This window comes from Mesorhizobium sp. WSM4819 (genome assembly GCF_055811215.1).
Genome location: NZ_JBVVQO010000050.1, coordinates 31494 through 43651, shown reverse-complemented (window position 1 = coordinate 43651; position 12158 = coordinate 31494). Strand labels below are relative to the sequence as shown.

Below are 12158 nucleotides of genomic sequence, written 5' to 3'. Positions count from 1 at the left end.
ACGGGAATCGGTGATCGCAACGTCACCAGCGTGCCATGGCCGCCCCTCGCCTCAGAGTAAGGGCTGTTCTCTCTCCAGAGCTTTTTGCAGAACCTTCAGGACACTATCCTTTTTGCCCGCCCGGGAGGGATCTAGGCGGCATTGCAGACAACGCGTTGCGCGAGGGCCGGCAACTATTCGTATGCATAGGCCTCAGGAACCGCGAGTCGAAGAGTTGGCCACCCGCGAGGCGGCTGGGCCGGTGCGGCGCGCACGTGACAGCACACGACCCGCTCGTCTGCTATTAACTAAAGGCGGCATCGCAGTTCAGCAGCGCGCACGCTGCCGCTACCCGCTGCTTAAAGAGTTGGCTGAAGTCGCGGCCTCCGGAGCGCGCAGAATTCTTGCACCCGACCGCCATCCCGAAGCGTAGAGGACGATGAGACAGAAAACGGGGAGAAGCGTCAGTAGCGCCGCCACTGCGGCGATTGTGGGATCGATCTGGTGGCGAATATCCTCCCACATCTTTAGAGGCAGAGTGCGGATAGAGAATCCGGCTATCAGCGATGTGATCACGACCTCATCGAAGGAGGCAAGGAACGCGAAAACGCCGCCGCCGATAATCCCCGGCCGGATCAGGGGCAGCGTCACGCGCATGAAGGTGCGTAACGGCCCCGCACGCATGCTCTTAGCTGCCTGCTCCAACTGCGGGTCGAAATTCGCCAGCGCAGCTGAGACCACCACGACAACATAGCCGATGGAAATCACGGTGTGCGCTAAAATGATGCCGGTCATCGATCCGAGCAGCCCAAGTTTCACCAACCCAAGGTAGGTCGCGATACCGACGACGATAACTGGAAATGTGATCGGCGACAGGATCACCATGGTCAGGGAGGTGCGCAGCCGCGGAACTGTGCGGTTAAGGCCGCAGGCCGCAAGCGTGCCGACGATGGTAGACAGGATGGTTACCACAACGCCAATCTGTACGGTAGTCCAGGCGGCGTCATACCAAGACGGGTCGCTGAAGAAGGAGCGGTACCACTGCAGCGAAAGGCCGGCGGGCGGGAATTCCAAAAACTTCCCCGCGCTAAACGACATGATGATGACAAGGAGTTCCGGAAAAAGTAGGTAGAACATCACGAGCACCAGGAACAACTTGCCGATGACCTTCGACGAGGGGCGGTCAATGTCGACCTTGTAGAGCTGTGCCGTCCAGCGCTTCGCTCGACGTTGAGTAAGAAGCTCACTGAGGTATCGCATCAGCACGTCGAATGAGGGTAGCCGACTCAGCCAAGCCCCCCGCGCTCGTTGCGCCGTGCGGCCCTGGGTATCTGAGAGATCGAGACCGACCATGGAGAGCACGACAACGGCGACCGCCAAGAGGATGAAGGCCGAGGCCGCGAGCCGGCCGATATTAAAGGAGGTCTTGACCTGCGACGCTATGAAAGTCGACAGCATGGCGTCTCCCAAGCCACCTAGGGCGGCCGGCGTTATGTAGAAACCGAGGCAGATCACAAAGACCAACAAGGAGCCGCTGCGCACGCCAGGCATGCTGAGCGGAAAGAAAACGCGCCAGAAGGCGGCAAAAGGCCTTGCACCCATGCTGCGGGCAGCCGCCATTAGCGACCTGTCGATACCCATCATGACGCTGACCAGAGGCAGGATCATCATGGGCAGCATAATGTGTACCATGCCGATATAGACGGCCATGCGGTTATAGATGAGCGGCAGCGGACTGGAGATGAATCCGAAATTGAGCAACAGATTGTTGATCAAGCCGCGATCGCCTAGAATCACGATCCATGCATAAGTCCGCACTAATCCGCTTGTCAGATACGGTATGATAACCATTGCTATGAGCGCCATGCGTAGGCGCTTAGAGGCAGCGACGATCAGATAGGCCGTTGGATAACCGATGAAGAGGCAGATTGCCGTGGCCACTAAGCTGATCTCGAGAGTCTGATAGAGTACGCGGACATTAGCCGGCTGAACGAAAAACGTGTGATAGTTAACGAGCGAGAAGGTCGGCGCATTGAGGCTAGCCAGAAACAGCAGAATGATCGGCAGGCCAAAAACTACCAGCAGTAAGGAGAAAGCCGGCACTGTGAGCATGATGGGCATTCGGGCGAATTTTTGATAAGTCCTCATCCGCGTCAGCTCACGCTGTGACAAAGCGAACGTCGGACCGCAACCAATCGAGACGTACCTCATCGCCACGTCGAAAGATCTGCTGTCCCGACACGACATGCTCGCGCGCCACGAGAACCGTGTCCCCGACACGCACATGGTATTTTCTTAACGGGCCGGCGTAAATCATCTCTTCGACAACGCCGGCGACGGATTGTCTTTGGTCCGCGTCGGCGCGATTTGGAGCCGCGAGAGCGGCGACGCAGATTCGTTCTGGCCGGAGCATCGCGAGGGCACCGCCGGGTACGACATCGGATTCGACCTTGAACCCGGGATTGTCGAGGATATTCGCCTCACCAAGAAAGCTGGCCACGAATCGCGTCGCGGGCCGGTCATAGAGCGCCTCCGGTGTGTCGGTCTGCTCAATTCGACCGGCAAGCATGACGACAATCCGATCCGAGAGCGTGAGCGCTTCCTCCTGATCGTGCGTGACGCATATAGTGGTTTTTCCGAACTCCCTGTGCAGGCTCTTGAGCTCGCCCTGCATCTGCTCGCGGAGGTTTCGGTCAAGGGCGCCGAGCGGCTCGTCGAGCAGAAGAAATGGCGGATCCGCGATCAGTGCTCGGGCAAGCGCTACGCGCTGCTGCTGGCCACCGCTCAGTTGCGACGGCATGCGGCAGCCGAAATCCTTGAGGTGCACGCGCTCAAGCATGCGATCAACTTGCGTTGCTCTCTCGTCGGCCTTCATGCCGCGCATCTCAAGCGGAAATTCTAGGTTGCGGCGCACGGTGAGGTGCGGAAAAAGCGCATAGCTTTGGAAGACGATGCCCTGGTCGCGCCGGTAAGACGGCACTGAGGCGACTGACTTCCCAGCAATGAGGATGTCTCCCTTGCTGGGCGCCGCGAACCCGGCGAGTAGCATCAGTGCAGTGGTCTTGCCCGAACCGCTCGGACCAAGAATAGTCAGGAACTCGCCGCGCCGAACCACGAGTGACAAACCTTCGACCGCAGCGACCGCCCCATACATTTTGGTGACACTGCAGAATTCAATCTGAGCGGGAACCCGGGTTTTCTCCAATGCTTCTTCCTCGGCAGTTGGCAGTGTGGCGCTTTTAAAATGTAAAGTCACGATTAATGCTCCAGTAGAGCCGGGGCGCCCAGATGACGGCTTCCAACAGGCGATGGTGTCGGTCAAGGCGGCTCCATCCAAATTTCACGTGTCGGCACGCGGCCGACTGGATGGTCGCCGACCTTTTTTCATGCTGTTTTGATCGGGGATCACTGGAGGATCCACTCGTTCCAACGCTGGACAAGCCGATCGGTATTAGTCAGGCCGTCTGACCCCGCCTCATTGTACCATTTGACATTCAAGGGGATACTTGACGCTGTGTAATCCGGGTGGGTGGCGAACTTTCGACCGAAATCTGCTGGCATTAGTTCATACGCTTTTCGGTTCGCTGGACCATAAGGCATGCGCTGCGCAAAAGCCGCGACTCTATCAGCACGCGTGATGAACTCAATATATCGCTGTGCATTCCGCGCATTCGGGCTACCCCTTGGGATGCCCCAGCTTTCCCAACTTAACTTTGACTGCTTTCGATTGAGCTCAATCTGCGCGCCTTGGTCGATCAATACAGTCGCCCGGCCGTCATAGGACTGCGCTAGATCCACAGTTTTATCATGCATCATCTGCTGGATCTCAGACCCAGTCGTCCACCACTTGCGGATGTGGGGTTTGATCTTGTCCAGGCTGGCGAAAATCCGGTCGATATCCATAGGATAGATGGATTCCGCAGGCACCCCGTCCGCCAATAGAGCTTCCTCCCATGGACCTTCGGTTCCATACTGGCCGGACACCAACGTTCGCACTCCAGGAAAATTGTTGACATCCCAAAATTCCGACCAAGAAGCCGGCCGGGGTTGGCCGGCAGGAAACTTCTCGATGTTATAGACCATACAGTAAGCATAGACCACCGTTCCCACGCTGTAGGGAGTCTTTGCGAAGTCGAATATGGCGTCTATTTCGTCTTTATTATAAATGGAGTAGTCAATCTTTTCGAGATAGTCTTTAGCAGAGGCTTTTGCGTCCATAAATGGGTCTATCACGATTACATCTACTGAAATGCTATTGGTCGACATCATTAGCTCAAGTTGGGTTACGCCGACCTCGTCCGCTACTGTAGTAACTTTTATTCCGGTCTCGGCCTCGAACGGCTTTACGAAGGCTTCCATACAAGCCTTTGCGTAATCGCCACCATTAATCACAACTCGCAGCTCACTTGAGGGCTGCGCAGCAGCGCTACCTGCTTCAAACGACATTGCACCTGCAGTAATAGCCGATGCACTCTGAATGAAACGTCTGCGACTTATCGAAATACTCATTTAGTATGTTCTCCTCATGATCCCCCCATTTAGGGCGGTGTTATGATCTACACTCTTCCGGTGGGACATCTGTATTTCTCATGTTCGGCTTCAACTCGGTCAAGTCGCCAGCCTTTGATAAAATCGAGGACACTTTGACAACCCAACCGTCACGGGGCCCCGTTTGGACGAAAATCACCCCTCCAACGCGGTCCACAAAAACACATCACGCTCGATACAGCGTGTGTGGTGTACTGCTGAGCACCTCCGCGCCACGCTCTGTCACCACTATGTGTTCGCCACAGCCAAAATAGTGACCGCCCTCCCCGACCAGAACGATCGGCACGTGAAAGGTCATCCCGGCCTCAAGGATATGGACCGCACCAGGGCCCAAGCTCAGGTAACCCCTCGCCGACCAATGGATGCCAGTTCCGTATCCAGCCCGTTGTGCCGCAAGACGCGCGCGGTGCCCAGATCGTTCAATAATCTTGCGTGCGGCGGCGTCCACCTCACTCGCCGTCACGCCCGGCTTTATTGCGTCGATCGCGGCACTAAGAGCCTCCTCTGACAGGGCGTGCAGATACTCAGTTTCAGCATGCCGACCAAGCACGGCGCAGCGGAGCAGCCCTGCGGCATACCCATGCTTCGAGCCGGCGACTTCCATAAAGGCAGGCTCGTTGTTTCTGATAGGATGTTTCACGGGTCTGCCATGTGGCAGTCTCGTCCGCTCGCCGAAGACGATGTAACATTCTGGCCAAAGTTCACCGCCAGCCTTGCTGGCCTCGTCCACGATAGTCGCAAGCACTTCCGCCTCAGTTACGCCGTCGCGCAGTGAATGCTGGAACGTGCGCACGGCCAAATCGGTCATTGCCATGGCAGCGCGCATGACCTCAAGCTCCAGATCGCTCATGACCGCCGCAACCGTCGCAACCAAACACGTTGCATCTGTGACCTTCAAATCAGGGAGCTGCGCCTTGAGCGCACTTACATCCGCCGGCGCGAGATTCCAAGCACTCAGCTCTAGCCCGACCCTGCTGGACTGGAGTCCATACCGGCGAAGAACGTCGCAGCACACCTTGGCAAAGTCATCTTCATGAACATAGCAGACGATTTCGGCGACGCAGCTTTCCGCACGTACAGCGTTTAGCTCGAATTCGCGTACAACGAAGGTTGGCTCTCGCCCTGGCGCGAGTAGCAACGGGAACGGCCCGAACCACCCCCCACTCCCATCGTATCCCGTGAGATACTGAAGGTGGCTGTGGGCGGTTACCAGTATTGCGTCGAGGCCGACGCGCTCCATCGCCATAAGCACCTTCTGCTGCCGGCGCTCGTACTCTGATGCCGGGAACGGGACACCGGTTAAAGGAATCGCCGAGAATGTCGCGGACACATTTCACCTCGATTGGTCGCCATGATTATTTCGACAGAAAGTTAACGCGCCCGAATGAGCGGCTGTATCTGGGACAGATTACCACCTCGAAGAAGAGGGCTTGCTTCAAAATGCGGCACCTGCTGAAATGAGAGCGGCACAAAGCCGCTTCATTTGAAATGCATCGTTCGCGCAAGAGACGCTTCTGCGATGGATAACCATGCCAGAGCCCGCCTCAATGTGACGCTGTGCAGCAGGGGCCGCGCCGGCGCGCATGCGACCGCGGCCTTTGACGCGCAGAATCGCTCCGGTCTTCGCGCAGGAACGGCCTGAGTTCTTTCGAGGGTCTGACCTGCCACGGGTAATTTCCTCCATCTGAGATTAGAGTCCGGCCTCGATTGAAGGACGGACTGATGAAGAGAAAGCGGTTTACGGAAGAGCAGATCATCGCGGTTCTGCGTGAGCATGAGGCGGGAGCAAAGGCGGGCGACCTGGCGCGCAAGCATGGGATCTCCGAGGCGACGCTGTATAACTGGAAGGCGAAATATGGCGGGATGGACGTCTCCGATGCCAAACGGCTGAAAGCCTTGGAAGACGAGAACGCGAAGCTGAAGAAGCTGCTCGCCGACCAAATGCTCGAAGCGTCGGCACTGCGCGAGCTTCTTTCAAAAAAATGGTAGGGCCCGCCGCCAAGCGCGAAGCCGTCGCGCATCTGCAGGCCGTCATGGGCGTGTCGGAGCGTCGGGCCTTCGTCGGTGCCGATCGCAAGATGGTTCGCTATCGGTCCCGGCGTCCGCCGGAGACGGAGCTGCGCACAAGGTTACGCGACCTCGCCAACGAGCGCCGCCGCTTCGGCTATCGACGCCTGTTCATTCTGCTCCAGCGAGAGGGCGAGCCATCAGGGGTCAATCGCATCTACCGGATTTACCGCGAGGCGGGCCTGACGGTGCGCAAGCGGCGCGCACGGCGAGGAGCGGTCGGCACGCGGGCGCCGATCCTGGTTGAGGCGAAGCCGAACGCGCGCTGGTCGCTGGACTTCGTCCATGACCAGTTCGCCTGCGGGCGGCGGTTCCGGGTGCTGAACATCGTCGACGAACGTGACGCGCGAATGTTTGGCTGCGATCCCGGCGCGCCGGGCGATCAGTTCCGTCAGTTCACGCGCCACCCGGCGGCCGGAGATCGAGGTGTCGCCCGACTACGTTCGGTGCACATTATGGCCGCGCTATGGTCGAACTGCCCTGTGGATTTGCTCACGACGGTGAGCACGGCGCGGCGGATCTGACTGCCGATCGAACTCCTGTTCACAGCGCGAGGCAGCCCTCCGATGGTCAGAAGCCGCTGGGCGCTCGAAGTTTATATATGGTAGCTATCAGCCAGCTGACGGCAAAAGTCTGCATCAGCCGGCCGAATTTTGAAGCTCGCGGCGAGCCGGGTCGTGCGAAAGATGGGGTTTCTCAGCAGCGCAACTGGCAGGAAACTGCGCCTGAATACCATTCATACACGTACTTTCGCTAGCCTTTGCTATGATAGCGCTTGGTAGAGGGCTCGATCAGGAGGTTCATTCCTTCCCTGGGAGGGAAGGTGTGGACGTACGACGAGGCGTCAAGCATTAATGCGGCCACGCTTCAGACAGCCAGAACGGTCTCGACCAGCGTCACCCAGTATCCGATGCCGTAAGGCAAGGCTTCATCATTGAAATCAAACGCCGGGTTATGACAATCAGGGGTCGGCCCATTGCCAAGCAGAATGTAAGCTCCCGGCCGCGCGTTGAGCATATAAGCGAAGTCTTCCGCGCCCAAACTAACTGTAACCGCTTCGTCCACCGCGGCGGGTCCTACGAGATTTCGTGCCGCCGTGATCGCTAGGCCTGTTTCCTCTGGGTGGTTGAAGGTGGCCGGGACTGACCGAAGATACTTGAACTCGACATCCGCACCGAAACCGCGCGCGATGCCTTGCGCCACCGCCAATATCTCTCGTTCGGCGAAGTCTCGCAAGCCGGGTGCGAGGGTTCTGACCGTTCCGGCAATTTCAACCTGATCGGGAATGATATTGTAGGCCTGTGCAGCGTTTAATTTAGTGACGGAAATTACCAGCGAGTCCAAGGGATCCGTCCTACGCGAGACTAGGCTTTGCAGACCAAGGATGATCTGTGCTGCAATAACAACTGGGTCAATCGTCCGATTCGGCTCTGCCGCATGGCCCCCCTTGCCCTTCACAACGATATCAAAGTCGTCCTGCGAACCCATGATTGGGCCATGGCAGATGCCGAATTTGCCTACTTCAATGCCTGGCTGGATATGCATGCCAAAAACCTGGGATATGCCAAAACGGTCCATGATTCCCTCCTGAACCATCCTAAACCCCCCCGTTGGATATTCTGGCTCTTCGGCCGGCTGAAAGATCAAGGCGACGCAGCCCTTGAAGTTACGAGTAGTCACGAGGTATTTCGCGGCGCCCAGCAGCATAGCCGTGTGCCCGTCGTGGCCGCATGCATGCATTATCCCCTGGTTTTTCGAAGACCAGGGTTTATTTGACTCCTCAACTATCGGCAGGGCATCCATGTCCGCCCTCAGCCCAATGGTGGGACCATCTCCGCCTTCGCCTTGAATGAGCGCGACGATCCCGGTCTCAGCTATGCCCGTTTCAATATGGTTGATGCCGAACGACGCCAGCTTTTCAGCCACGAACTTCGCGGTGTTGTGTTCCTCAAAATAGAGTTCTGGATTTTCATGCAGGTAACGGCGCCACTCAGTTGCCTCGCACTGGAGGTCACGGAACTTTGTAACATTTGTCATGATTCGTCAGGCCTTTCTTGGATGTTCCATCGAACCGCTTCGGAGGGTTGATATCACCTCGGATTAGAATTGTTAGTCCAGCGGTCATCCAGAATGAGACACGTGTGAGGATGCTTGGCGCCAATCTGCAGTGCCTGCTGAAATGCTTGAGCCACAAAGCGATGCACTTTGAAACTCCGAATCACAGGCTGCATTGGGAGCTTGACAGGACCAGATCAGGAGCCATGGTCGATGGCCGCGGTCAGGGTCCACTCGGAAGTCGGTGCGCAGAGACTGGCGGGGCACCTTTAAGGCGCTTGCTCCGCTCCCCATTTCTAGGGCCCTATTCGCCGCCTTCGGCTAAGCTAGGCCGCAGCCGGATCAATCCAACCCCGTTCGCGATTGGCGTGCCAAATGGCTCTGAAAGCCTCTTTATCTTTTCCAAAATCGCTGTGCCTACCGACGCTGGAGCAAGACGTGGGACTCCTCGGTTCGAAACCGTTGCGCGCGGCGGAATCGATCGGATAAGGCCTCAGTTCAGCAAGCTCATTGTGCTCAAAACGGATGATTGCGACAACACTCATGCTGCCGCACTGGAATGGTGATCCAAGATGTTGGTTTCCACGTTGCCGAACGTCACGTCAGCCCCGTGGAATATCCTGAGAACATCAGCAAGGCCTGGGTGATAGCCTCTGGTTACGGCCCGCGCGTAAAGAAGGTCGCCGAATCCGCAACGTTCGTTCGATTGAACCTACCGTATCAAAGCCCCCTTTCCCGCAGGTAGGCAGGTCATCTTCGTGAGAATCCATGTTATCGCAGATTTCACTTGTATGGGGCCATGATTGTCAAGCTTGATCTTGCTTCGTTTCCTCATCTCCTTGTTCGGCCAGTTGGTGACCATCTCCTCGTCCCGACCTTGACTTCGAACTGGCCGCCGCGCGCAGTGACGGTCAAGGATGGGCCGGGGGCCCATCGCGCAGCGGACTTGTCCTTGACGGTCACGAGCACGGGCGGCAGGCTTGAATGATCGGGCGCGCGCCATTCGGCAGCCGACGACAGTTTCCGAGGGGAGTTCGCCATGAGGCCCAGGCGCGAAGGTCGCGCGGCAGACTTGTATGCGGTAGATCGCAATGGGATCTGACCATGATGCAGCATGCGCATCGGTGGCGAAGCTCCGGGGCGGCGGGGCCCATTCTACGCCGGCGGTCCGAAGGACCATGTGTAGCTTCGGGTTGCCGCCACCTCGGATCGTCATCGGCAGACCCCGCTACCGGGGCCGCCAATTGGGTTGTGTTCTCCTCTATCCTGCGTGCCCCCCCATCACGCCGCACGCACGATGACGCCCTGCGGCACCTCGCCCGCGGTGACGAAACGCCACAGCGCAATCAGCAGCTTGCGTGCCAGCGCCACGATCATCGTCTTGCGCGTGGTTTTGCGGCCGTCGCTCGTGCGCGCCTGGAACCATTGGGCCAGGTCGCTGTCCTTCTGGAACAGGAGAAAGCGCCACGCCAACTGGATCATGCCGCGCCGCACGCGGGCATTGCCGGCGCGCGCCAGCCCTTTCTCGCGGCGGCGTTGGCCGCTCTCGTCTGGCGACCCTGTCAGCCCGGCATAGCGCGGCACGGCGCGGCGGTCGCGCAACGGGCGCGACAGGATCTCGTGAACCAGCATGTCGGCGGTCTCGACGCCGATGCCGATGATCCGCGCCAGCAGGCGAACCATCGCGTGACCGTTCGCCGCAGCCGGAGCCGCCGCCAGCCGGCGCAGGCGCTCCTGTTCGATGGCGCGGATCTGCGCGCGCACGAGGTTGAGGCGCTCAAGGAAGCGGTAGAGCTCGGCGCGGGTGTTGTCCGGCAGCGGCGTTCCCTCCGCCGTTCGGATGCTCTCCAGCCTGTCCGCCGCCTGGCGCAGGCTCAGCCGGAAGCTGCGGACCCCGAAGCGGGCGAGGATCGCCTTGACGCGGTTGATGAGCCGCGTCTGCTCGCCGACCAGAGTCCCCCGCTCGCGGTTCGGCCGCCGCGCGTCCTCCTCTTCGAGTGTCGGGATCGCAGCCATGGAGCAATGACGTTTCTCGCCGCGCAGCCAGCCGAGAAAAGCACGCATCAAAAGCTCGGTGTCGAGACGATCGGTCTTGGCGCGGCGGTGCTCGCGCGACACTGGAACGCTCGAGGGATGGATGGCATAGGCATCGATGCCGTGCGCCCGCGCCAGCGCGCCAGCCAGAAGCCGTCGCCGGCCGCCTCATAGGCGACGGCGATCCGCTTGATCGTATGCCCGGCCCGGCCGGCTTCGTCGCGCCAGCGCTGCAGCAACTTCAATAGTGATGGTGCGTCGGCATCGATCTTCTTGAGGGTTGGCGCTTGAAACCCGGAACAAGTGAGGCAATTAGCCATTTCGCCTTGCTCAATTCGATGACGGCGACGATCGTGTTATCCTGTTCGAGAGCGGTAAGGGACCGGCTCGTGTCAAAAGATTGCGACATGGGGCGCCTCCTTCTGATGGTGGTTTTGACAGCGTCGAAGGATGCCACACCCTCGCCGCTCGCCCCATAGCATCCGCTCTACATTGCTTTTCCATGCATTGGGACCGGATGAGGCAAAGCTACATGAGCAGGCGAATGATCGTCCGCTACAACTGGCTGGCCGGCATGCCTGTAGCCGGAGCGCGCACATGGCAGGCCACGATGCGTCCGTCTGCCATTGGCACCGAAGGTGGCACTTCGATGCGGCAGCGCTGGACGGCCAGCGGGCACCGCGGATGGAACGCGCAGACGCTCGGCGGATTTATGGGAGTTGGCACCTCGACCTCGACGGGCGCCTCCAACCGAACGCGCGCCGGATCCTCGGGAGCGTCTCAGCTCTTCAGCCGAAGCGATGACGCTGCAATCCCTTGATGATTGGATCAGACGAGCGTTCTCGACGTCGCGCGCTGGGCCGTCGCCCTCACCAATGCCCGATCACGACGTCACCTTCAACGCGCGAATGACCGCAGACACCGTGCTGGCGTCGGCGCCTCGTCGACATTCACAACGCCACGTCTCAAGCTCGATCACCCCGGCATCTCGGGGCTTTCCGTTGTCGCTGCTTCCGTGGACCCTGGCTACATTTCCGGCGCCGGCAACCGCCGGCACAAAGGCAGGAGAGTTTTGCTGCACCGAATCTGCCTGCTTGCGTGCGTCGCGGCACCAGGCGAAGGCCTGCTGCGGCCTGAGACCATAACGGCGGGCGACCTCGGAAATGATTGCATTCGGCTTCAGCGCCTCGGCGATGATCCGTGCTTTGCCGCCAGCACCGTTGATCAACTCGAAACGTCGAGGCTACGGCTCCGGGTCGAGCGAAGGTCAAGTCCAGACACAAGCCGATCTCCGATCCCAATGTAGAACCGGCAACCGCACAGATCGACACCATTTCCGAAAGATGGTCCGGAACATCGCTTACGTGCGAAGTGCAAGCATCAGTCAAGCATTGTTATAAAAAACGGGTTCACAGCCAGAGCCCCGGCGCCGCTTTATCTCGGGCAGATGGGATCAACTCTGAAGCGGCTATATA

At 59.0% G+C, this 12158-nt stretch carries 6 protein-coding genes and 3 pseudogenes; 1 reads left to right on the top strand and 8 read right to left on the bottom strand.

Annotated elements, in window-relative coordinates:
- Positions 1–327: 327 nt before the first annotated feature.
- From AC0L18_RS29675 to AC0L18_RS29660, 4 genes are all read right to left on the bottom strand, one after another.
- The gene (locus tag AC0L18_RS29675) at positions 328–2091 is read right to left on the bottom strand and encodes an ABC transporter permease subunit (RefSeq protein WP_473495337.1); all 1764 of its coding nucleotides are present in this window, start codon (positions 2089–2091) and stop codon (positions 328–330) included.
- Between the two features lie 46 nt (positions 2092–2137).
- Positions 2138–3133, bottom strand: a complete 996-nt coding sequence (locus AC0L18_RS29670) for an ABC transporter ATP-binding protein (protein WP_473495339.1) — start codon at positions 3131–3133, stop codon at positions 2138–2140.
- Positions 3134–3384: 251 nt separating this feature from the next.
- Positions 3385–4488 (bottom strand): ABC transporter substrate-binding protein, encoded by a 1104-nt coding sequence (locus AC0L18_RS29665; RefSeq protein ID WP_473495336.1) that lies wholly within the window; start codon positions 4486–4488, stop codon positions 3385–3387.
- Between the two features lie 205 nt (positions 4489–4693).
- A complete protein-coding gene (locus AC0L18_RS29660; protein WP_473495335.1) occupies positions 4694–5857 on the bottom strand; it encodes a M24 family metallopeptidase in 1164 nt (387 codons plus the stop codon).
- 392 nt (positions 5858–6249) lie between these two features.
- Here AC0L18_RS29660 and AC0L18_RS29655 point away from each other — a divergent pair.
- A pseudogene (locus tag AC0L18_RS29655) lies at positions 6250–7008 on the top strand (transposase); the annotation flags it as partial.
- A 453-nt stretch (positions 7009–7461) separates the two neighbouring features.
- Here AC0L18_RS29655 and AC0L18_RS29650 read toward each other — a convergent pair.
- The 4 genes and pseudogenes from AC0L18_RS29650 to AC0L18_RS29635 all read right to left on the bottom strand — a co-directional run bounded on the left by AC0L18_RS29650 (position 7462) and on the right by AC0L18_RS29635 (position 11911).
- Complete coding sequence (locus AC0L18_RS29650) at positions 7462–8631, bottom strand: M20 aminoacylase family protein (protein WP_473495334.1); 1170 nt, start codon at positions 8629–8631, stop codon at positions 7462–7464.
- 1299 nt (positions 8632–9930) lie between these two features.
- Positions 9931–11092: pseudogene (locus AC0L18_RS29645) on the bottom strand (IS110 family RNA-guided transposase).
- A gap of 146 nt (positions 11093–11238) precedes the next feature.
- Positions 11239–11451: pseudogene (locus AC0L18_RS29640) on the bottom strand (oligopeptide/dipeptide ABC transporter ATP-binding protein); the annotation flags it as partial.
- A gap of 115 nt (positions 11452–11566) precedes the next feature.
- Positions 11567–11911 (bottom strand): transposase, encoded by a 345-nt coding sequence (locus AC0L18_RS29635; RefSeq protein WP_473495333.1) that lies wholly within the window; start codon positions 11909–11911, stop codon positions 11567–11569.
- Positions 11912–12158: the final 247 nt, after the last annotated feature.

Bases quoted from the DNA above. Each gene is read 5' to 3' on its own strand.
- AC0L18_RS29670 (WP_473495339.1), bottom strand. From the start codon at position 3,133: ATGTATGGGGCGGTCGCTGCGGTCGAAGGTTTGTCACTCGTGGTTCGG.
- AC0L18_RS29650 (WP_473495334.1), bottom strand. From the start codon at position 8,631: ATGACAAATGTTACAAAGTTCCGTGACCTCCAGTGCGAGGCAACTGAG.
- AC0L18_RS29665 (WP_473495336.1), bottom strand. From the start codon at position 4,488: ATGAGTATTTCGATAAGTCGCAGACGTTTCATTCAGAGTGCATCGGCT.
- AC0L18_RS29675 (WP_473495337.1), bottom strand. From the start codon at position 2,091: ATGCTCACAGTGCCGGCTTTCTCCTTACTGCTGGTAGTTTTTGGCCTG.